Raw genomic sequence first — 22,571 nt, forward strand, 5'->3', positions numbered from 1 at the left:
TATTTGTAAAGAAAGGCTGTTCAAGGAATTAATCCTTTGAACAGCCTATGCTTGGTCTAATTAATAGCCTGGATTTTGAGTGAGGCTCGGGTTTGCCTGCAATTCCAATAATGGTATAGGGAGGAGCAGGCTATTTTGGTTAAAATTATACTTAATTTGTGTGGCATTACTCTGAGTGCCATTATCGCATGTAAATTTAATCTCATTCAATTTATTCATGACTTCCACTGTGACACCATACCGATTCAGATCATCCCAACGTTGACCTTCGAAAGCAAGTTCCAATCGGCGCTCGTTGAGAATGATGGCCTTTAATGCAGTGGAGCTGACACCGGATAAATCTGACAGCCCTGCGCGATGCCGTATGATGTTTATAGTGTTTATCGCACCAGAAGCATTTCCCAATGCGTTTTGAGCCTCTGCTTTAAGCAGAATGATGTCCGCAAGCCGCAAAAGGTAAAAATGATCGCCACTTTGGAAGCTGTTGGCATGTTTTTGCTTTACATTAAATGGGATTTCTGTATCAGCATCTCCACAAGGGTTCCAGAACTCATCTGCCCAAGGAACAGAGAAAAACCAGATGTTGGCATTCTTTCGTTCAGTGTCGCCAGCGTTGTCATAAGCTTCGACAAGATCTTTTGATGGTGTTCCATACCGGCGCCATTCGTTTTCGTTGATTTGGCCATTTTCATCAAGATCCGGGAAAAAGAATGCGCCACCCCAACAGCTTAGATTGGGACTGCCAGCGATATAGGGAATCTCTATGATAGATTCACTGTTATAGTTATGTTTACCGTCAAAAAGATCCGCATAGTTTTGAAGGAGCTGATAGCCACCTTTTCCAGTAATCACTGCATTGGCGTATTGCAATACCTTATTGTAATCGCGATCAGGGCGTTGTGCCCATATTTTGGTCAGCAAGGCATTTGCAGCACCTTTTGTAGCTCTAACCTTGTCAATAGAGGGCTGTCCAAACCCATCGGGAAGATTGTTTGCTGCCACTTGTAGATCCGAATCTATAAAATCATAAACCTCCTCTACAGTTGATCGCTTGATGCGTAATACCTCCGAATCTGTACTGTTGGAGTGTTTTTCCAAGGGGACACCACCGTAAAGTTTGACCAATTGATAATAATGGAAGGCTCTTAAAAATGAAGCTTCTCCAAGAATTTGTTTGCGTCTTTCATCCGAAAAAGTAGGATCTGTGACTTTATTAACATTGTCGATAACGATATTGCATTTTGAGATTGCTCCATACAGTTCTTCCCAATCCCTGCGTACCATTTCATTGGTATTGGTAATCGTATTATAGTCAATTTGTGCAAAGTCTATCTCACCACCACCGGCCGCATGCGCATTGTCCGAACGGATATCGGTCTGTAAAATCATCTCCCATTGATAATAATTGGCATTGCTTCCCGGGCGGGTACCATTGCCTATAAAAGAATTATAGGCCCCGTTTAATGCTTTCTCAATATTGTCTCCGGTGAGATAGGCATTTTCACTCGTTACCGTGGAGGTAGGCTGAAGATCTAAAAACTTTTTGCAGGAATTTAGAGCAAGAGAAGCCAATAAGGCGATGGCTAATGACGTATATCTATTTGATTTCATTGTTTGTAAGCTAAAAGGTTAAAAAGTTAGGTTTAAACCAACAATAAAGGTGCGTGCCTGCGGCGAAGTACCAAAATCGATGCCCGGCGCCATATTGGAGCTCACGGTTTCCTGGTTAGTTCCCCCATACATGCTTACCTCAGGATCTAGACCTGAGTATTTTGTGAATGTTAACAGATTCTCGCCTGTCACATAAAGACGGACCTTATTGAGATTCCATCGTTCAAGCACTTGTTTAGGTAGGGTATAGGCCAAGGTCATCGATTTTACCCTGAGGTAGGAACCTTTCTCTACAAAACGGGAAGAAATCTGTGAATTGTAGTTGTCATCTGTATTATTTAGATCCGGACGCGGCATAGTACTATTTTTGTTATTGACTGTCCATCTGTTTAATACGGCAGTACTTTGGTTTCTCGGTTCCCACATACCCTCTGTATAAATACGTGTCGCATTAAGGATATCATTTCCCTGTACACCCTGTAAGAAAAAAGACAAGCTGAAGTTCTTATAACTAAAATCATTTGTCATGCCATAAGAGAATTTTGGTGTAGCATTACCAATGATAGCCATATCACTCGTTTGAAGACCTGCTTCCGGATCAGCCATCTGATAGATCATATCTCCGGTCTCTGGATTGACGCCTTTCGCGACGTAACCCCAGAATGATCCCAATGCAACCCCTTCTTTTGCAATCGTACTATTGCCACGGCCATCAATATTTCCGTCATAATAGGTTCCGCCATCAATATTCAGGACTTTATTGCGATTGAGCCCAAAGGTCACAGTTGTATTCCATTTGAAATCGTGAACGAAATTTCGGCTACTCAATTCGAATTCGAAACCTCTATTTTGTAGGTCGCCTAAGTTTTTCAGCGCAGTTCTATAGCCCGAACTGTACGGAACCCTTGAGCTGAGAAGTAGGCCTACAGTCCTTTTTGCATAATAATCTGCACCAAATATCAATCTTGAATTAAAGAAACTGGCATCCACACCAATATCGGTCTGATTTGTTGTTTCCCATTTTAAATTGGGATTGTCCAAGGTAGAAGGTGTATACCCCGGTACAACCTGATCGCCGATATTGTACGATCCCGTGACGTCAACTAAACCAAGATAGGAAAAGGCCGGGATTTGGCTATTTCCAACCTTACCCCAACTCGCGCGGATTTTCAAATCGTTTACCGTGTTTTTCAGCGAACTAAAGAAATCTTCATTGGATAAACGCCAGCCGGCAGAGAAAGAAGGGAAGTAACCCCAACGGTTATTAGGCCCGAATACAGATGACGCGTCAGCTCTCAGATTGGCTGTAAATAAGTACTTGTCGTTATAATCATAACCGATTTTTGCAATGCCAGAAACAGTGGATACAGCAGCATCTATCGCTGTTGGCATCGCCGTAATCATCGAACCTCCATTAACGGTGTGAATTGCTGGATTAGCAAAATTCTGGGTAGCGATATTTGAGATTGTTGTTTGTGTTTTAGTGGCAATATAACCTAGTAAACCTGTGAAGTGGTGCTTGTCACTAAAAGTTCTGTCGTAGTTTAATGTATTTTCGGACATCCAATACTGATTGTCCTGCTGCTGGAGCGTCGCCATCCCTTTATATTTTCTACCCTCTGTCGTGCGGAACGGATCCACAAAAGTACGGTACTGGTTGTTAAATTTCTCATACCCAAACAGCGATTTGAACTTTAGTCCCGGTAGGATATTGGCTTCCACAAAGGCATTTCCTGTAAATCTGTTGTTGATATAGCTATGCTCGTTGCCTGTTGCCAATGCAACGGGGTTGTCAAGATCTGTATAGAATGGATCCACTGTGAAAGCACCTTTATCGCCATATATGCCGATTACTGGAGAGCCCACGTAAGCATTCATGATAACTCCATTTCGGGAGTTCTCGGTAATGTCCACGTCGTACCAACGGTTGTAAGATAAGCTTGTTCCAACTTTAAAGATTTTGTTGATCTGATGATCCAAATTAACCTTGAAATTGAACTTGTTTACTGTATTTGTGATGACTGTACCATTATCTTTTTGATAAGATCCAGAGATGTAAAATCCTGTCTTTTCATCTCCACCGCGTACTGAAGCCTGGTATTTTTGGCTGTGACCGGTGCGGAATAGCTGATCTGGCCAGTTCGTATCAGCGGTATATTTCGACCAATCTAAGGCTTCTCCCATCTCAGTCATTAATTCTCTATATTGTACCGCATTTAGAACGCTAGGCTTTTTTCTGATGGCTGAAAATCCTTGATAGGTTTCGAGATTTACCATTGTCTTACCGTTTGTTCCTCTTTTGGTCGTAATCAACACCACGCCATTGGCTCCAGAAGACCCATAGACAGCGGCAGAAGCAGCATCTTTTAAGACCGAAATGCTTTGAATATCGGAAGGGTTTAGTTCTGCTATATTTTCTGTAGGAACTCCATCTACAATATATAAAGGGTTGCTACCTGCAGTGATTGTTGAGGTCCCGCGAACCCGAATGGAAAAGCCTGCTTGTGGCTGTCCCGATGATTTTACAATTTCTACCCCCGCCATTTTACCTTCCATGGCACTCGCCAATTGGGTCACAGGGCGATCTTCAATATCCTTTGTGCTCATGGTTGCAATGGCTCCCGTGATGTCCTTTTTTTTCTGTGTTCCAAAACCGACCACAACGATCTGCTCCAGTTGGTTGTTGGCAGTTTTCATCTGTATATTGAGGTAACTATTGGAACCTACCGTACTACTGATAGTCTCATAACCTATCGAACTAAAGCTCAGTTGATGTGTAGAGGTTGCTTCAATCGAGAATTCACCTTTACTGTCTGTTTCCGCTTGTTTACCTGTTGTTGTATTGCGGATTGTGACCCCTGTTAATGCGTTACCATCGCTATCGGAAACGCGCCCTTTGACAAGCTGTTGTACATTCATCGTGTTTCTTAAGGGCATATCATCTGTTTTCCTTTTTAGGACAATGGTGTTGTTGACAATTTTATAAGAATACGAGAGCTTTTTCAGGTTGTCATCCAGAATTTCAACAATAGAACCATCTTTATGGTTTATTCGGATTTTTTGGTTATCATTAATCTGCGAGTTATCGTACAGAAACACATAAGAACTCTGACGTTCGATTTCTTTGGCGAACTTTGCCAACGTGTATTCTTCGTGTTGTAATTTGATTTTAGACTGGCTCACATTTGCCAGCGCAACATTATTTGCATGGGAAATGCACTGGATAGCTAGTAAAGCCGCAAATAACTTTGCTCTTTTGCCAGCCTTTTGAATGGGTATACGTTTATTCATAATCAGTTGGTTAATTAGATTTTATATTGATAAATTTAGAGTTCCACTTCAATTTTATTGTTGCGTAATTGGCACTTTATATCAAGGAAATTGAGCGTCTCAACCAATTCTTTTGCTGTGGAATTGCGTTTTATTTTTCCGGTCAATTCACGCTTCAAGTTTGTCCCTTTGTAGACAACATCTACATTATACCAGCGTTTTATAGCAGCGAGTGCATCTTTGATCGGTGTTGATTCAAAATAAAAAATGCCATTTCTCCAGGCCATTGCTTCTTCGATATTAGCTTCTGCTACGATAAGATTCCCGGCTGTGGTAAATGCTGCTTGACCAGGTTTCAGCATTTTTGACTTGCCGAATTGCGAGACTTGTACAGAGCCTGCTATAAGTGTGGTTTTATTGTTTTCATTTGGATAGGAGCTTACATTAAAATGTGTTCCGAATACGCGAATGGTTTGTTCATTCGATCGCACATAGAATGGTCGCTTACTATCGTGGCTGACTTCAAAATAGGCTTCACCAGATAATTTTACTTCACGGCTATTTGACGAAAAAGATTCAGGAAACGTTAGCACGGAGCCAGCGTTTAGCCATACCTTACTGCCATCGGCCAAAATTATCGTATACTCTGTTCCAATCGGCGTTTCAATGGTATTGGTACGGCTAGTATCAGTATTCTTACTGGCTGTAAATTGATATTGCACGGTTCCTGAAGCAGTGGTAATTACTTTCACCTGTTCATCCTGATGGAGAACGCTCTGTTGCTGGGCAGAAAGGTCAATTTTAGTTCCGTCGGCTAAAGTTAATACCGCTGCCTTAATACCCGGATGAACTTGCTCTTGCGTCTTCACGGCTACCTGCGGGCTATCTTCGGTTGTTCTTTTAACAAGGTAAAGGGGTAGTATAAATAACAGTGCTAAAGCAGCAGCTATTCCACTTAATTTCACCCATTTTGGAATTCGCTTGATTTTTGACGCTTGGATTTCCTGCTTTATATGTAAGAATAACAGCTCTTTGAGTTGTTGTTCATCCGTTGCGAGCTCCTCGGGGATAGGGAGTGGTTCGCCATCACTTGTTTCATACCACTCTTGCAATTCGACTTCCTCTTCAGGGGTACATGTGCCTTGAATCCATTTGTAAGCCAATTTCTTTATCCGGAATTGATTATGATCAACCATATTTAGGAGTTATTTTTTATATAGAGTCCCTAAATTGGGCTGATACCCTGACAAGAAGAGAAAAAAAATTACAAAGTAATCAGAAAGCGCTGAATACCAGCGCGTATTTTTTTTAAGGCACGGCCTAATTGGGTTTCGACCGTTTTCACAGAGATGTTCATGTGCTCAGCGATCTGTTTATAAGTAAGTCCTTCTTCGCGGGATAATTTGAAAACAAGCTGGCATTTTTCGGGCAGTTCGGAAACAAGCTGATCTAACCGAACACGAAGCTCTTCAAACTGGAGCCAATTTTCCGTCGAGTTATCAAAATCCACCCATTCCGTATCGTGCTTAAAAGCCTCCTGTTTGTATTGTTGTGCCAGATATTTAAATACTTTGTATTTAACGGCCACAGCGAGGTAGGAAGCAAGATTGCTTTCAATTTTGAGTTGATGGCGTCTCAGCCAAAGTGAAGTAAAGATATTTTGTACAATTTCCTGCGCATCTTCCAGTGAATTTGTTTTGCGGGCAGCCTGGTAATAAAGCGTTTTCCAATAGCGATCATACAAAGCTTCGAAAGCTAAGCTATCGTCTTGTTGAATCAACACGATTAGCTCCTCATCTGAATGGGCTCCAAAATCTTTCATACACGTCAATACTATGTTTTTCTATGGTTACGCTAGCTAATAGCGGAGTAAATGTAATGACTAAATGATTAATAATATAACTTTAATTAATAAATGCGATGCTCACGAACAAATTTGATGCTTTCCTAAAATATTACCTGCGCGATAGGCATAAAAAAAGAGCATCTGTTAATTCTCAGATACTCTTTTTTTTCAAAGTAACTACTTTTTAGAAGTTTGGCTTCAACAGGTACTTGTCGTAGAATCGGAAAATATGGTCAGCAGCCTCCTCCGCAGTATCGACAATACGGTATAGTTTCAAATCTTCTTCGCTGATATATTTGTTAGGAATCATTGTATTCTGAACCCAGTCCATCAACCCTTTCCAATAATCAGAGCCCACCAATACGATTGGAAAACGTGCGATTTTGCCCGTTTGGATCAATGTGATTGCTTCAAAAAGTTCGTCCATCGTTCCAAAACCTCCTGGCATAACAATATAGCCTTGAGAATACTTCATAAACATCACTTTTCTCACGAAGAAGTACTTAAATTCTAGGAGCTTATCTCGGTCGATATATTTGTTGTGGAATTGTTCAAAGGGTAGTTCAATGTTCAATCCAACAGATTTACCCCCTGACTCATAAGCACCTTTGTTCGCTGCTTCCATGATACCTGGCCCGCCGCCCGAAATAATACCGTAACCACGTGCTGTCAATAAACTTGCAATTTCTACCGCCATTTGATAATATTTGTGTTCACGCGGGGTACGCGCAGATCCAAATATTGACACACAGGGCCCAATTTTTGCCAATTTCTCAAATCCATCCACGAACTCTGACATCACTTTAAAAATCTGCCAAGAGTCTTTTACTTTAATTTCTTGCCATGTTTTGTTCTCAAATGCACGGATAATTTTATCTTCTTTTGTAATGTCCATATATAACGTTATACCTTAAATTTCTAAATTCAATTTTCCAAAAAGGAATACAATATAGGTATTTTTTTAATAGTAGCTACTTTTTCCGATTATTCTTACATTTGCATTATGAATTTTTCTTCTAAGCTTCTCGAGAACGCCGTTGCCGAATTTGGAAAACTGCCTGGCGTGGGACAAAAGACATCATTGAGGTTAGTTTTGCATCTACTGAAGCAATCGGATGCGGATGTAGCTCGTTTTACGGCCTCTATCGATCGCTTGAAAGAAGATATTCAGTATTGCCAGGAATGTTTCAATATTTCTGACCACAGTATATGTGAGATATGCGCCTCATTCAAACGCGATAAAAATTTGATCTGTGTTGTAGAAGACACGCGAGACGTGATGGCCATCGAAAATACAAATTCATATCAAGGCGTATATCATGTATTGGGGGGATTAATTTCGCCTATGGACGGCATCGGTCCCGCTGATCTAAAAATTGAAGGGTTAATCAATCGAATCCAAAGAGGTGAGGTGGAAGAAGTTATTCTAGCGTTGTCAGCAACGATGGAGGGAGATACAACCATTTTTTATTTGTACCGTAAGTTGCGGGAGTTTGATGTCAAAATTACAACCATCGCGCGCGGGATCGCATTTGGAGGCGAATTGGAATATGTTGATGAGTTGACTTTGGGTCGATCCATTGCCACGCGCGTTCCTTATGAGCGCAGTGTCGGGTAATTGTACTTTAGATAGATTCCTTTAACCCCTTCGTGTATTTTTCTGCCTTTATCAATTTGCTTTTTTCGCCATAAGCTGTCGGTAACCATACGATTTGCTTTTTTATTTTTTAAGATATTCACATAAGCAATTTTACCGAGTACCGTCTTTTTTAAACCCAATAGTGAACACAGTAGTCTCCCAATAGATAATGATTGTAGTAGAGGTGAATTTCGCGCATGAGCTTTCGTCCCCATTTGTTTGTGGGGTAGGCCGCTTTAATGGGCTCTTCCATGAGTGATTTTGCTAAAGCTAAACTATCCTGATCTCCTGGTTGTTGTGTCATGGTCCAATAATACAAAGCTTCAATGGCTTGCTCCTCTGTGTCGGGGAGAAGTTGCAATGGAATACCCAGCAATGTTCCGATAAACTTCCAGACATGGAATAAACCTTCTACCTCGTTTTCCAATACATTGAATTTCATACGATTTAGCCCTGTTAGGTAAACAAGAGAAAATCCGAGATTGGTTGCAAGCATATCCCACGTATTTAATGGAATACCCCATTTTTCTGTTTGCCACTGACCGTGCTTTAGAATGTTTAATCGCGCATACGAATGGATACATCGGGTAAGTAGAATGGCCTCTATGCCAATATTACCCTTTTTCAGCGCATCATCGCCTGTGATATCAACCCAAAAGGTTACCGTTTCGGTGAGTCGTTTGACAGCCCCTTTTTTTAGCGCTCCCGTAAAGATCAAAGGTTTGTTTATCGCGCTGGATTCATAGCCACCCATGAGCACATAATCACGTAATACAATTAATCCAGATAAGCCCGATCGTTGACTGAGTTCAATTCCCTGTTCGATTTTATCCCAATCCAACCAAGGTGGAGTAAAATCCACGGTATTGAGAAACTTGATCAATACCTGCTCGTAGGCAGGTTCAATAGGTCTACCAGCAAGCGCATCTTTGAGTAACTGTTGACCTTGATAAAAACCAATTTTTAGATGTAGTTGTTCGACAAGCTGGTCGCAAGCCCTGTCGTATTGATACAGTAAAGGTGCAAATTGACCAGCATCCGCTATCACTGGTTTCTTGGACAGTTTGCGAAGCAGATCAACACCAGGGCCCTTTGACCAATAGAAAGAGAATGAGCTTGTATTAATTTGAAAACGTTCGGGTATACGCATAGGTTCTATTGAATTGTCCAATCTACATAGGATCCATGAATCGCGATGGTATCGTTGGAAATATTAAATTTAAAGTCGATATAATCCATTTGACAGGATAATAGATCGCTGCAGCAGAATTGACGGTCAATTTTAAAATGCATTCTGAAACTACCACCGGTATGATCATTATAGAAAGACAGTCTGCTGATACTAAAGTCGCTTAAATATGGTCCACCATCTTTATTCTCCAAGCAGTCAACAACATAGTCGTTGATTTCCTTCATGTGTGAGGCCATGGACTGATCAAGATCCTGGATATTGAAAGGTATGCTGAGGTGCTCTTTTGTTATTGAAATTTTTATGTTTATCGCTGTCATTGTATTATATCTTGCATGTTAATGAAGGTCTTTCCAATTTGGAATAAATACGTCGAAAATAGCCTCTGTTTCTTTACGGGATTTCTGAGCAAATTTACAGAATGCCTTGAGTACAATTCGATTTATATGTTCTTTTTCTAAATTGATGAGTCGATTTGAAAAATAAATTCCACGCTCAACAATCGTAAATTCGCTTTTTGATAATTTTTTGATGGCAACGCTGGAGATAGTGTAGATGTCCAGCTGTTCTTCCCAGTAGGACATCTGCTTTATAATTTCATTATAAAGTAGTTCTTGACTCCACTTAAAGAGTAATTTCAATGTATTTGTGCGCTTGTTTTGATAAATAGCTATGCTGGTTGCTGTTAGACTAACGTTCGTTGAGGTTGAGTTATCATAAGTTTTAACCAAATAAGGTTTTCCAAATAGGATAAAAGGATTGTCGAGATATGCATACGATTGAAGATCCGTTTCGCTTGTTGGCGGATTCAACTTAATATATTCTTTAACAGAAGCCATATCCCAATGTGCCGGAGCATATACACGATAAGGAGATAGACTGCCTAAAACTTGAATATAGTTTTTATTCCAAGGAATTATTTCGTAAAATGTATTAGCGATTTCGATTTGCATTGCTCGATTTTAAATTACAAATGCCCACGTCAACGTTGAGAAGGCACGATACCCCATAAGTTGTGTTAAAGTAACGTTTTTTATGATATACTACAGCTATAACGGCAATAATTTCTTTTATATTAAGGAGCCCCATCAATAAGGCTTTCGTCTGACCAAATGATGCTTTCTTGGTAACCCACTTCTAACTGTAAGTACGATATTCCCAAAGCGGACTCATTTTGAAAGTACATGTAAAATGGTAAACTTAACGTGAACTCATGGTGTACTCTCTGTACATACAGTTGGAAGTTGCCCAAGAATTGGTAATAACTTTTTAGCATTCTTATCAGCTATCAATACCATATAATATCTACAAAAACCATGATAATTCTTACAAAGAAATTACCTCAAATCACTTAGTTTTGTTATAAATGTTATCGGCATGAATAGACTTACGCAAAATCAAGATACATATTTGTTAACGAATGTATTGCTAGAAACAGGCTTTCTTTATGAAAACGGGGAAGTTGTTGCTACTAAAACAGCATTATTTGATATACAAATTGCGGGAAATAAAATAAGAAGTGTTGAGCCTGCGCAATCTACACCGGATGTAAAAGGCTTTGACATCAAAGGTAAATTGGCGTTACCACCATTTCGTGATATGCACATTCATTTGGACAAAACCTTATTTGGCCTTCCTTGGAAGGCAGTGTTTCCAAAAAATAGGACTGTAAAAGATATGATTGACAAAGAGCGGATGATCATCCCGGAGCTATTAAAAACCTCGGTTGAACGGGCCGAAAAGCTAATTTCACTCTTGCAGGGCTACGGAACCAATTTTGCGCGCACGCATTTTAATATTGATCCGACGTCTGGCACAGCGTCATTGGAGCACTTGTTACAGGCTCTTGAACATTTAAAGGATTCATTTTCTGCCGAATTGGTCGCATTTCCGCAGCATGGGCTATTTTATACAAAATCTGCGGAGCTGATGGAGGAGGTCGCAAAATGGGAGCAGGTGGACTTTATCGGTGGTCTAGACCCCTTTAGTATTGACGGTAGTATTGAGAAGCCTGTGGACTTGACCATTCAACTTGCATTGGACAATAACAAAGGTATTGATATCCACTTGCATGAAGGTGGACAATCTGGCGTTAAAACGATTCATTATTTAATTGATAAAGCTTTCGAAAATCCAGCGTTGCAAGATCGTACCTTTATCAGCCATGCTTTCGCTTTGGGCTACATGGCAAAAAGGGATTTGCAATATACGGCCGAACGCCTCGCGGCAGCGAAAGTTGGTATTTGTAGTTCGGTGCCTTTCCGCAACATGTTAATGCCATTTCCGGAACTGGAAAAGGCAGGAGTGGAAGTTTTTATAGGGAATGACAACGTTCAAGATCACTGGAGTACGTTTGGTAGCGGTAATATGCTTCAAAAGGCCAATCTCGTTGCACAATTATACGGTTATGAAACGGAATTTGAGCTATCCCGGAGCCTACGTTACGCGACTAATGGTCGCATTCCACTTGATGACCATGGGAAAATCGTATGGCCAAAAGTAGGAGATGATGCTAGCCTTATTTTTGTTGATGCAAGTTGTTCTGCAGAGGCTGTCTCCCGCATCTCAACCGTCAATGGATTTGTTCATCAGGGAAATAGCTCATCTATCATAGCATAGAAATGCCGATTTATGGTTTATAAAATTGGCGTTTTTTATTTCGATGCATTCGTTTAATGTAGGAAAGTGGTTTTGCAGTAATCTATTTTATAGGAACCTTCGTTGTGTACCAGTTGAACCTCATTTTTGGTTTTTACATCATGGCCGTAATCGACAAATACAATAAATTTACTGTCTGATACTTTTTCAATTTCAACATCCTGAATATCCAATGCGTCATCATTCCCGCGTCCAAATAGCCAGGTCTCCTGGGTATACAATGGATAGATTTTGCTCCATTTGGCTTTGTAAGCTGCCTCGGCCTTGGGTAGTTCCTCATCAGAGAGGTTTGATGGCCCGTAAATTTGATTGGCGTCTTGTAAAAATGCACGAAATCGCGGTGTACATAACGCATCTTCTTTGTCTAGGTAGTAGCAATATTTTCCAGTTGAGGAGCCTTCGCACTGAAAAATTCCTTTCAACCAAGCTTCTGCTTGCTGATGCTGACCTACTGCCGTGTCTTGCTTCGCTGTCCTTGTGCTGTCTTTGAATGGTATTTCCTTTGCAGGATGATTTGCAGTAGCGCTTTTATGGTCTTGCGCCGAATTTGTACAGCTTGCTAGCATGCAAAACAGCCCTATTGTTGCATATAAACTTTTCATTTTTTGATATCGTCTTAAAACTGGAATAAAATTAGGATATAAATTGCATAACATGATCACGGATTACCACTATATTCAACAGAATATTCATCAAAAAATCTAATTTTCCATTCTTTTTGAAATAATGCAGCGGGCCGTAAGTCTACCGTGTCGAGTAAAGACGCAATGAATCTGGCGTAGTTCAGGACTTTTAATTTTTGTTGATACCAATTATTTATTTTTTATTGTCTGTATATCAGTATTTTATATTTTTTTTATAAATTTTCTTATTTCTTTTTATTGTTACGCAACCTCCCTGCGTATTAAGCCGACGATATTTGTAATGTCAACAGTGACAAACGTTCTTTGATGGAAATTATAGCGAAAAGCTTTAAGATATTTACTTCATTATGAAGTATAAAAGAGCCTTTCTTCTTCAGATGGCATCCTGGTCACCTGTTTCAGTATAGCAGGTTAGTATTGTTCTCGATGAGGTTCAATATACTGATAAAACGAGAAGTTGAAAGGAAAGTGCTTGTGTTAGAGGTTCGAATCCTCTCCTGTAAAAAAGGTAGCTCAAGGGTAGAGCATAGCATTTAGTTGTTGGTCGTAGGTTCGATTCCTACTCCTGAGCAATCAGGATAGTTCAGTCTGGTTAGAATAACAACACAATCGTGTGGGTTCGAATCCCACTTCCATTTTCGGATGGAATAGCATAAGGGTATTGCATCGAACTGTCCATTCGGACATTCAAAGTTAAGACTTTCTTCAAAAAGGTCATTTGGTAGAAGCTTGCTATCTTTTATCCTGCTTATGCGCTGTTTTTCATGCGATTGAGCAATTGATTGATGGCCTGAGATTCCTAAGTGAGGTATCTGCATTTATCATAAAAGGTCATGACGATAAGATGGGGTATTTGTTCATCGACTTTTGATTTAAAAAAAATGTACCAGGACTTTCGAATCCCGCTTGAGGTCAAGGGATAAAAAATAGCAGGTTTTATAATAGAAATAGGAGAATTTAAAAGAATATACAATGAAAAGAGTACAGCTAACTACAGACGAAATCGGATTGGTTGTTAAGAACAATGCGGTGATCCGTGTTTTGAAATCCGGTAACTACTGGTTGGGATTTGGTGAAAAACTGGAGAAGTACACGACGACTCATCCATTTCCTTCCGGTCGCAATGTCGATGTACTGTTGCAGTTGATAGGTTTTCGCGAATTGGTCGATATCGTTGAAGTGGGTGATACGGAAATCTGTCTTGTTTTTTTGAATGGTAATTTTGAAAAGACGTTAGCGTCTGGCAGACATGTTTTTTGGAAGGAATTGCGCGAACGCAGATTTCAATTGGAAGACATTACGGAGATTGAGATCCCTACATCTGTTAATCGTCAATTGCTGGAGAAGCAAAGCTTAAGCTATTATGTACGTCAATATAAGATTGAACCAAATGAGAAAGCGCTGCTTTTTGTAGACGGTGTGTTTGTGGATATTTTGAAGTCTGGAACGTATTGTTGGTGGAAGAATGCGAAAACCATAGCAATTTCAAAAGCTGATATGAGAGTCTTGACGTTGGAGGTGGTAGGACAGGAGATCTTGTCCAAAGATAAGGCACAGATCAGAATCAATTTCACGCTACAATATCAGATTGTGGATATTGTTAAAGCGCTATTGGATAATAAAGAATATGAAAAGCAATTGTATTCGTTGATGCAGTTGACCTTACGGTCCTATATTGGCCAGATGACTTTGGACGAGTTGATGGAGCGAAAGACTGAAATACAAGGCTATGTCTTAGAAAACACATTGCCACAAGTCGCGGGCTTGGGTATAACACTGTTGACCTGCGGCGTTAAAGATGTTATTTTACCAGGAGATGTGCGGGACATCATGAACCAGGTGTTGATTGCAGAGAAGAGGGCACAGGCAAATAGCATCATGCGTCGTGAAGAGACTGCTTCGACACGGAGTTTGTTGAATACAGCAAAGCTGATGGAAGAAAATAGTATGTTGTTTAAATTGAAGGAAATGGAATATGTCGAAAAGATTGCTGAAAAGATCAATACGATTTCGGTTTCCGGAAATGGACAAATTGTTGACCAAATCAAGCAATTGTTTGTGAAATAAAAGATTAATAAGTTGAAAGAGGTGCAGGTAGCAACGTAAAGAGATGTTGTTACCTGCTTTGGAGAAGTTGTATGGCTGCTCCATCAAAAAAGAAAGTAAAAAATGGAAAATAAAAGAATAAATGGCAATGATTTAATTGCATTAGGATTTAAAGAAAATCATACGTTGGGTGTTGCGTTGAAAATCAACAGTAAAAGACACGGTTATACACGCGAAGAAATGTTGGAAAAGTTTAGATCTGTCTTGGAAGACCCGATGAGCTATTCAGAAGATGCTGTGTTTGGTATCTTGTCCAGTGCTATGCTCGGACAAGACGCCGTTGATAAGTCATTAATCGTGTTGAATGAAACACCAGTAGATTATGCGATCTATGGCGCTTCTGAAATCGAAACCGGGGCGAAAGCACAAATGAATGTTGCCATGAAATTACCTGTTGCCGTTGCCGGTGCATTAATGCCTGACGCACATCAAGGCTACGGATTACCAATCGGAGGCGTATTAGCGACAAGTAATGCGGTAATCCCTTATGGAGTTGGTGTAGATATTGGATGTCGTATGGCGTTGTCCATCTTCGATTTACCGGCCTCATTTCTGGAAGAAAATGTAATGTTGCTCAAAGATGTTATTCTGCGTAATAGTAAGTTTGGTGCTGGCAATGGATATTTGAGACACGAACGTGTAGATCACGGGGTACTAGATAACAAATTGTTTACCGAGAATAGCTTGCTTTCGTCCTTAAAGGATAAAGCCTGGACACAATTGGGATCTTCGGGTGGTGGAAATCACTTTGTGGAATTTGGTGTCGTCGAATTTGAGGAGAAAGATGAGGTTTTAAATATTGAACGCGGAACTTATTTGGGCTTATTAACACATTCAGGTTCAAGAGGAATGGGCGCTACCATTGCGGCACATTATACCAAGTTGGCTAAATCCTTGTGTAAGTTGCCTTACCAGGCTGAAAATCTGGCCTATTTAGACTTAGATACTCATGAAGGGCAAGAATATTGGCTAGCGATGAATCTCGCCGGCGACTATGCGTCAGCTTGCCATGAAGTGATCCATGAAAAGATTACGGTGGCTTTAGGGGCCGAATTGTTGGCGAAGGTTGAAAATCACCACAATTTTGCATGGAAGGAAACGTGGAATGGTCAAGAGGTTATTGTCCATCGAAAAGGTGCTACGCCAGCTGCAAAAGGGGTTATGGGGATTATTCCAGGCTCCATGGCTACACCAGGATTTTTGGTTCGTGGAAAAGGGGAGTCGAATGCGATACAATCGGCATCTCATGGGGCAGGTCGACTGATGAGCCGTACACAAGCAATCAAAACGTTCTCTGCACATGACCTCAAAGAGATGCTTACTGATAAAGGTATTACGCTGCTTGGAGCCGGCATGGATGAAGCGCCAATGGCCTATAAAGACATTCATGCCGTGATGGCTTCGCAAAAGGATCTCGTTGATGTCGTAGCTAAGTTTTCTCCAAAGATTGTACGCATGGCAGACGATGGAAGCCGAGAAGAATAATGGTCAAAAAGCGCCTAAACAATACGTTTTAGGCGATTTTTGACTGCTAGTTTGTTCAATTATGTCAATCAAAACGAGCGATTAAATCGGTTTGACCGTCGCAACTTCTTTGTAGGTGTATACGTTATATGGATATAGTTTTTTTGCTAATACTTTTGCTATAGAACTACTGATAAGTAGTGGCACTAATAATAGATATCCTGAAGGAACGAGGCTTGCAATAATAAAAATAGCGGTAAAAGGTGCGTGTATGGCTGCAGAAAGCATTGCCGCGGCACCAAAAAGAGCAAAATTAATGACGATTAACTGTGTTCCGAGGTAACGATTGCAAAGCTGCGCAAACAAAACGCCTAATAAAGCTCCTGTTACTATGCTTGGCGCAAAAACACCACCATCGCCACCCGCGCCAAGGGTCAAAGATGCTACTAGTGGTTTTAGAAGAATAAGCAGAATCAATGGAAGAAAGTAGCTCAAATTTACGGAGTCATGGAGACTGCCTTTTAGAATCTCACCAAGTCCGTGATAACTATCGCCATAAAGTGCTGGTAGGAAAAAGATAAATATTCCTACGGTGATGGCCCCTAAATTGACCCGTATAAAGTTACTTTTTATACCTGCAAAATAGGATTTTGCGTAAATAACAATCTTCGTAAAATATAAAGCTAAAATCCCGCCAATCAATCCTAAAAGGATGACAAAGGGGACTGTCTGCCACTGCCATGCCTTTGCCTCAACTATAAATAATGGACTGGCGTCAACGTAATAAACAAATACATATGCCACCGCCATGGAAGTGATTCCGCTAATGAGCAAAGTCTTATTATATTTCCGTGCAATGACTTCAAAAGCAAATAGAAAGCCACCTAGGGCGCTTCCAAACAAGAGCGTCACTCCGGCGATTACACCGGCGCAGATCAGTTCGGTTTTATAGGCCCAAGCGGCATGTAATCGTTTATATGCCTGGTTCCCTACTGTCGCGGTAGAAACAACGGTAGAGACCTCAACGCCCGTCGATCCACCGAAAATGACGGTCAGAAAACCGTTAATGTAGTGAGATGGAATTTTAAAAAAAGGCAAATGGTCTTTTCTTGTTTCCAAAGTTGTATAGATTTCTTTTATCCCTTTGTTTTTTCTATTTTTAAAAGCATGCTTTCGTAAGAAGTAAATAGCTGTAATACCTATGCTGGGTAGAATAATAAACAGTTTAGGATTCCAGGAAGATACTCTTTCAAACAACTCTTCCTGTACATAACCTGTGCTGTGCTTGAGACTGTATGCCAATAAGCAACAAATGATACTGACAAATACTGAACTTCCAATTAATTTTAAATAGCTATATCGAACAACTTTTTTTCTATATGCCGTATTCCTTTGCATAATGTTCTTTTTTTAATCGGCACAAAGGTAAGCGATATTTAATTTAAAATAAATGGGAATACTGAATGACATATGTTTTGTTACGATATACACCCTAATAGATACCGATGAAAATATCTACTTTTGCATTTGCTGGATCCTGTGCTTTTTCTCCGTAGCTTTCGAAATCTGCTGTATAGGTTCTTGATAAATCAGAATTCCAGATCTCTTGCCAAGTTTGATGGACAATGCCATCTTCCAGATTTCCTTCTGCCGTAAATTGCTGGTATTGATTTTCAGCGATCTGAAGACCGTCCATGTCTTCCGGCACTTCTTCAAGACTTCTTACTTTGCAGCCCAGTAACGTTGTATAAGGCAAGGTATGATCTCTTTCATATTCTGTATAAATACAATAGAGTTCGCTGGATATCTTGTTGGGAATACGGTTTAATACATCTTCTTTAAAAAAGCGGGCCCAAAGTTCGGGAATGTCCTTAGCTGATTGTCCATCTTGATTGCTTGTCCGAACAGCTAGTCCAATTATACTGAATGAAGGAATTGTCTTATTTTTCATGAGTCTTAGTTTTCCTCAAAGTTAGCTTAGCGAATGACAGCTGTATGTCACGAAAGAGAAAATAATGCGTTTATTTTGCGATGGATGTATAGGGTATTTAAGAATAGCGGAGTTGATATTTGTTTTGCTTTAGGCCTTATATTTTTGGTAATTGAGTGCTTTTATTTAAAGAAAAAGTATGGTGCGAAAACCGCGTGCTGCGTAATAGGAGATGGCTCCATTATGATACGTGAAAACTCGGTTGTAGCGTCGATCACAGAATAAAGCGCCACCAAGTTTGCGGATAGCTTCTGGCGTTTGTATCCAGCTAGAAGTTTTCAAATCAAATTCACCGAACATCTGTAGCTGACGATACTGTTCTTCAGAAAGGAGCTCAGTCCCCATCTTTTTAGCCTCTTCCAATGCACTTCCAACAGGCTTGTTTTCTTTTCTATCATTTAGGGCCTTTTGGTCAAAACAAAGACTTCTCCTTCCTTTGGGGCTTTCCTCCGCACAGTCTACGTAGGCATATACCTTTGTTTCTGGATCAATAATAACGATATCAGGCTCACCGGCACTCTTTTTCCATCTGGTGGAGGCTCCACAATTTTTGGGGATTGTCACGTAATTTGTCAGCAACCTCATTCCAACTGATCTGTGGATGCCTATTCGTAAATTTATTAAATCTTTTTTCTAAAGTCTCCAGCAGTAATAACTGCTCCTCTTGTGCAAGTGAATGTTTCATCAATGGTTATCCTCGTTTAATTAAAAGTAAGCATTTAATTCAATACTTGTGAAGCTTCGCGCATGTATTGAATTAAATATCTTACTCCTAAATTGAATTAAATTTATATTTTTACGTTCAATTTTTATATAAATATGGCTTCAGGAATATTTGCAATATTAGATGATATTGCAGCTTTGATGGATGATGTGGCAGTAGCGAGCAAAATCGCGACTAAAAAAACTGCTGGAATCTTAGGTGATGATTTAGCAGTTAATGCCGAGAAAGCAACTGGCTTTTTGGCGTCGCGTGAGCTCCCTGTTCTCTGGGCGATTACCAAGGGATCACTGCTTAATAAATTGATTATTGTTCCAATCGCCTTATTATTGAATGTTTTTTTTCCAATCGCTATTAAGTACATTTTAATCTTGGGCGGTTTCTATCTTGCTTTCGAAGGGGTAGAGAAGATTATGGAATACCTATTCCATCGAAAGGATACCAACGATGAGGGTAAAGTGGAGGTGGTAGTTGCTGAAGACTCGGTTGCCGCTGAAAAGGCTAAGGTCAAATCGGCTATTACAACAGATTTCATTCTTTCTGTGGAAATTGTCATTATCGCCTTAGGAACAGTTTTAGGAAAGAGCTTATCCTTACAGATCATTACGGTGTCGGTTGTGGCTTTTCTAGCCACTGTTGGAGTTTATGGAATTGTAGCACTTATTGTTAGGATGGATGATGCGGGATATAAGTTGATTAAAACATCACGTGAGAAGGGTCCTATTGCAAGTTTAGGCCGATTTTTAGTACGTGCACTGCCGTTTGTCATCAAACTACTGGCCATCGTTGGAACATTTGCTTTAATTTTGGTTTCGGGTGGGATATTTGCTCATTATATTGATTTTTTACACCATGCGCTACCAGCCCTGCCAGGAATGATAAAAGAGCTGTTGTTTGGACTAGGAGGAGGTATTATCGTGGTGATTTTATTTACGATTGGCAAAAAGCTGTTTAAAAAGAAAAAATAAACACCTATTGATCTTTGATGATCGGCAACCGTATAACAAAAAAGGCAGCAGGTATACCTGTTGCCTTTTGTCGTTTCTGGTTCTTAAATTGTATCTGTTGCCTCTGCAGCGGCATCTATTTCTACACGTTCACCTTTTGTATTAATCAAAATTACATCGTCCGAATCCGCTAATGAGACAGAAGCTACACCATCACTGAAAGAGGTAGCCCCGCTGTATATAAATGGTATGGCCACTTTTCCCTGGCCATCTAAATAACCATATTTTCCATCTTTACTAGCAAGGAAAAGATTAGGTTCTTCTGTAACTGAAATTAAATCGTAGTCTGGAGCAACGATTTTATTGGTTTTTATTTCAGTAAGATTATACGTGTCGTTTTCGATACTGATGAAATGCGTTGAATTATTTTCAGAAATATAGCTATAGGTCGCCGGGACAATTATTTTGCCCGCCTGATTCAATATACCATATTTATTTTTCTGCTGAAATACGGCATAACCACCGTTAATGAACGATATCATATCATAATTTGCGGAAATTAAAATTTTGCCGGATTTATCCATGACCCCATATTTTTCGTTTAGTCCAAAAACCAGTTGTCCAAGGTAATCATCGTAACCTAAATAATCGTATTGGAAGGGGATGACTGGTTTACCGGCCAGATTAATGGCACCATATTTTTCATTTTTATATTGAACTATACTAAGATCGCCAACAAATGGTGCGATGTATAGGTATTGTGCTGGTACAATTGTTTTTTCTTCACCGTCTTGTACCCCTAGGAGATTAGTTGCAGCATCTTCAAATAAATAGAGGTTTTCAGCAATCTGATTGATTTCTTCCGAATCATCCTCGTCGTCATAAATGGATGTTACTTGCTCATAATCCTCAGGAACGATAAAATCTTTATCGTCCAGTTGGCTATCGGCGATGTTCTGGGCAATCATATCCATTCCAAGAGGTGTTGTTAACTGCAGCACCGCCCCGGGGATTTTTTTGAACAGATCAAATCCCTCCCAATAGGTGGCTGGCAATTTATCGCTATACCAAATCGACAAGGTACTGTTTTCATCATTATCTTCTGAAATTGGCATTTCGACCTGAGCTAGTTTGCAGGGATAACCGGCAATCATTTTCGTCTGGTTCGGGACGAATTTGATCGCATATGGGCTGCGCGCATTTTCTTTAACGACGTATTTTGCCAGCGCAGGGTACAATATAATGGATTGTTCTTCATTTTTTTTAAGGAGAAAGATTGACTCTTCGCTGTCTCCTGAAGCTGATATAACTTTAATTTTATCATTGTTAACATACGCTTCGTAAACAGAAACTGGAGCTGCTTGTACTTTTTCGCTGGGATCGACAGCATACGTAATGGCATAGTTGATCTTGAATGCTTTATTGATCTGTGCAAACGACATTGTGCTGGCCGCTAAGATAGCTGCGAATGATAGGGATATTTTTTTCATCTTATTAAACTTTGAATGACAAATATCCTGATCCAAAGTGGGGAGTTTTATCCCTGAAATCCGTTATTTAACGATAAATCAACATGTTTTAACTGAATACATTGATTTTGGGAGTAAGCTGAACGACCTTTTCCATATTTAATCAATAATCAGCTGATATTTAAGTAGTAGGCCAGGTAGTTGTTCCGGGCCAAATTTACTTTTTTTCATACGATTGGCCTCTGGATCTAGCTCGATATTGATCGAAGACCGAAAATCGCAGCCTTCGAGATTGCATTGTACAAAACGGGCATTTAGCAAATTCGTTTTTTTAAACAGCACCTGTTGAAGGTTGGCTCGTTCAAAATCCACGTGTTGCAAAGAGCAGTTTTCAAATTGAAACTTCTTTAGGTTTCTTTCAAAAAAAGAGGAGTAATCCAGAACCGAGTTGCTGAAATTGGCATGAAAGGAAAATGAACTACATTCATTAAAGAGTATGCCTAGCATTTTGCAGTCATGAAAAACAACATGATCTAATTGTGTGCCCTTTAGACTTACATTAGAAAGATTACATGATTTAAAGTCACAATTTGTGAATAGAAGATCTACGAGTTCTGCGTCCTGGAAATCACATTGCTCAAAGGTGCATTTGTAGAATTCCTGAACTTGCTTCAGTTCAGCTGTAAATGTCTGTTTAGTGATTGTTTGTTCGACAAGTTCTTCCATTCTGTATCGTGTTGGCATTGATTTTAGCGAAAATAAGCAATTCTCCCAAATGATTTTACTTTAAAATAAAGTCAAAGGCGCTATTTCCGCTTGCGCACAAAATACCTGATTTCATGGATAAAAACGGGGATTTTTTATAGCTATTTTTGATTTAGCCATTAAAACATAATTCTTGGGCTGCTGGGGCATAAGACTGAAGTATTGTAGAACTCTGGTAAGTTTTTATATAGTTAGTTAAAGGGCACTGATCAGTGCCCTTTACTTTTTTAGATATTTTGATGCGCTAATTTG

21 protein-coding genes are annotated in these 22,571 nt (G+C 39.9%); 5 read left to right on the forward strand and 16 right to left on the reverse strand.

Annotation, left to right across the window (positions count from 1 at the left end; all coding sequences use genetic code 11):
• Nucleotides 1–60 precede the first annotated feature (60 nt).
• The 5 genes from QE382_RS13090 to QE382_RS13110 form a co-directional block, all read right to left on the reverse strand.
• The gene (locus tag QE382_RS13090) at nucleotides 61–1,611 is read right to left on the reverse strand and encodes a RagB/SusD family nutrient uptake outer membrane protein (RefSeq protein ID WP_307186280.1); all 1,551 of its coding nucleotides are present in this window, start codon (nucleotides 1,609–1,611) and stop codon (nucleotides 61–63) included.
• 18 nt (nucleotides 1,612–1,629) lie between these two features.
• A complete protein-coding gene (locus QE382_RS13095; RefSeq protein ID WP_307186281.1) occupies nucleotides 1,630–4,902 on the reverse strand; it encodes a TonB-dependent receptor in 3,273 nt (1,090 codons plus the stop codon).
• Nucleotides 4,903–4,937: 35 nt separating this feature from the next.
• On the reverse strand, nucleotides 4,938–6,077 hold the full coding sequence (locus tag QE382_RS13100) for a FecR family protein (RefSeq protein ID WP_307186282.1): 1,140 nt from the start codon (nucleotides 6,075–6,077) through the stop codon (nucleotides 4,938–4,940).
• 68 nt (nucleotides 6,078–6,145) lie between these two features.
• On the reverse strand, nucleotides 6,146–6,703 hold the full coding sequence (locus QE382_RS13105; protein ID WP_307186283.1) for an RNA polymerase sigma-70 factor: 558 nt from the start codon (nucleotides 6,701–6,703) through the stop codon (nucleotides 6,146–6,148).
• A gap of 208 nt (nucleotides 6,704–6,911) precedes the next feature.
• The gene (locus QE382_RS13110) at nucleotides 6,912–7,616 is read right to left on the reverse strand and encodes an LOG family protein (protein ID WP_307188028.1); all 705 of its coding nucleotides are present in this window, start codon (nucleotides 7,614–7,616) and stop codon (nucleotides 6,912–6,914) included.
• Between the two features lie 114 nt (nucleotides 7,617–7,730).
• Between QE382_RS13110 and recR the strand changes: the two genes are divergently transcribed.
• The gene (gene recR, locus QE382_RS13115) at nucleotides 7,731–8,345 is read left to right on the forward strand and encodes a recombination mediator RecR (protein ID WP_307186284.1); all 615 of its coding nucleotides are present in this window, start codon (nucleotides 7,731–7,733) and stop codon (nucleotides 8,343–8,345) included.
• Nucleotides 8,346–8,496: 151 nt separating this feature from the next.
• Here the strand turns inward: recR and QE382_RS13120 are convergent, their stop codons facing one another.
• The 3 genes from QE382_RS13120 to QE382_RS13130 are packed head-to-tail and all read right to left on the reverse strand — an operon-like array spanning nucleotide 8,497 to nucleotide 10,508.
• The gene (locus QE382_RS13120) at nucleotides 8,497–9,516 is read right to left on the reverse strand and encodes an oxygenase MpaB family protein (protein ID WP_307186285.1); all 1,020 of its coding nucleotides are present in this window, start codon (nucleotides 9,514–9,516) and stop codon (nucleotides 8,497–8,499) included.
• A gap of 5 nt (nucleotides 9,517–9,521) precedes the next feature.
• Entirely contained in the window at nucleotides 9,522–9,875 is a 354-nt protein-coding gene (locus tag QE382_RS13125) for a hypothetical protein (protein WP_307186286.1), read from the reverse strand.
• Between the two features lie 18 nt (nucleotides 9,876–9,893).
• Nucleotides 9,894–10,508, reverse strand: a complete 615-nt coding sequence (locus QE382_RS13130) for a hypothetical protein (protein WP_307186287.1) — start codon at nucleotides 10,506–10,508, stop codon at nucleotides 9,894–9,896.
• 424 nt (nucleotides 10,509–10,932) lie between these two features.
• On the opposite strand from QE382_RS13130, the gene QE382_RS13135 reads away from it, so the two are divergent.
• The gene (locus QE382_RS13135) at nucleotides 10,933–12,174 is read left to right on the forward strand and encodes an amidohydrolase (RefSeq protein ID WP_307186288.1); all 1,242 of its coding nucleotides are present in this window, start codon (nucleotides 10,933–10,935) and stop codon (nucleotides 12,172–12,174) included.
• 53 nt (nucleotides 12,175–12,227) lie between these two features.
• Here the strand turns inward: QE382_RS13135 and QE382_RS13140 are convergent, their stop codons facing one another.
• Nucleotides 12,228–12,815 carry a hypothetical protein gene (locus QE382_RS13140; RefSeq protein ID WP_307186289.1) on the reverse strand — a complete coding sequence of 196 codons (588 nt, stop codon included), beginning with the start codon at nucleotides 12,813–12,815 and terminating at the stop codon, nucleotides 12,228–12,230.
• A gap of 575 nt (nucleotides 12,816–13,390) precedes the next feature.
• A complete protein-coding gene (locus tag QE382_RS13145; protein WP_307186290.1) occupies nucleotides 13,391–13,675 on the reverse strand; it encodes a hypothetical protein in 285 nt (94 codons plus the stop codon).
• A 154-nt stretch (nucleotides 13,676–13,829) separates the two neighbouring features.
• On the opposite strand from QE382_RS13145, the gene QE382_RS13150 reads away from it, so the two are divergent.
• The gene (locus QE382_RS13150; protein WP_307186291.1) at nucleotides 13,830–14,924 is read left to right on the forward strand and encodes a slipin family protein; all 1,095 of its coding nucleotides are present in this window, start codon (nucleotides 13,830–13,832) and stop codon (nucleotides 14,922–14,924) included.
• 102 nt (nucleotides 14,925–15,026) lie between these two features.
• Nucleotides 15,027–16,448, forward strand: a complete 1,422-nt coding sequence (locus QE382_RS13155) for an RtcB family protein (RefSeq protein ID WP_307186292.1) — start codon at nucleotides 15,027–15,029, stop codon at nucleotides 16,446–16,448.
• Nucleotides 16,449–16,529: 81 nt separating this feature from the next.
• Here QE382_RS13155 and QE382_RS13160 read toward each other — a convergent pair whose 3' ends face one another.
• The 4 genes from QE382_RS13160 to QE382_RS13175 all read right to left on the reverse strand — a co-directional run bounded on the left by QE382_RS13160 (nucleotide 16,530) and on the right by QE382_RS13175 (nucleotide 19,102).
• Nucleotides 16,530–17,825, reverse strand: coding sequence for a chloride channel protein (locus tag QE382_RS13160; protein ID WP_307186293.1), 1,296 nt, complete (start codon nucleotides 17,823–17,825; stop codon nucleotides 16,530–16,532).
• A 94-nt stretch (nucleotides 17,826–17,919) separates the two neighbouring features.
• Nucleotides 17,920–18,378, reverse strand: coding sequence for a GyrI-like domain-containing protein (locus QE382_RS13165; RefSeq protein ID WP_307186294.1), 459 nt, complete (start codon nucleotides 18,376–18,378; stop codon nucleotides 17,920–17,922).
• Nucleotides 18,379–18,543: 165 nt separating this feature from the next.
• The gene (locus QE382_RS13170; protein WP_307186295.1) at nucleotides 18,544–19,002 is read right to left on the reverse strand and encodes a DUF4256 domain-containing protein; all 459 of its coding nucleotides are present in this window, start codon (nucleotides 19,000–19,002) and stop codon (nucleotides 18,544–18,546) included.
• Nucleotides 18,926–19,102, reverse strand: coding sequence for a DUF4256 domain-containing protein (locus tag QE382_RS13175; RefSeq protein WP_307186296.1), 177 nt, complete (start codon nucleotides 19,100–19,102; stop codon nucleotides 18,926–18,928). The genes QE382_RS13170 and QE382_RS13175 overlap by 77 nt, the downstream gene beginning before the upstream one ends.
• A 134-nt stretch (nucleotides 19,103–19,236) precedes the next feature.
• Here QE382_RS13175 and QE382_RS13180 point away from each other — a divergent pair, with 134 nt between their 5' ends.
• Nucleotides 19,237–20,106 (forward strand): DUF808 domain-containing protein, encoded by an 870-nt coding sequence (locus QE382_RS13180; RefSeq protein ID WP_307186297.1) that lies wholly within the window; start codon nucleotides 19,237–19,239, stop codon nucleotides 20,104–20,106.
• A gap of 83 nt (nucleotides 20,107–20,189) precedes the next feature.
• Here QE382_RS13180 and QE382_RS13185 read toward each other — a convergent pair whose 3' ends face one another.
• Both QE382_RS13185 and QE382_RS13190 read right to left on the reverse strand, forming a co-directional pair.
• Nucleotides 20,190–21,575 (reverse strand): WG repeat-containing protein, encoded by a 1,386-nt coding sequence (locus QE382_RS13185; protein ID WP_307186298.1) that lies wholly within the window; start codon nucleotides 21,573–21,575, stop codon nucleotides 20,190–20,192.
• A 138-nt stretch (nucleotides 21,576–21,713) separates the two neighbouring features.
• Nucleotides 21,714–22,298, reverse strand: a complete 585-nt coding sequence (locus QE382_RS13190; protein WP_307186299.1) for a pentapeptide repeat-containing protein — start codon at nucleotides 22,296–22,298, stop codon at nucleotides 21,714–21,716.
• Between the last annotated feature and the right edge of the window lie 273 nt (nucleotides 22,299–22,571).

It is taken from the genome of Sphingobacterium zeae (assembly GCF_030818895.1).
Classification (GTDB): Bacteria; Bacteroidota; Bacteroidia; order Sphingobacteriales; family Sphingobacteriaceae; genus Sphingobacterium; species Sphingobacterium zeae.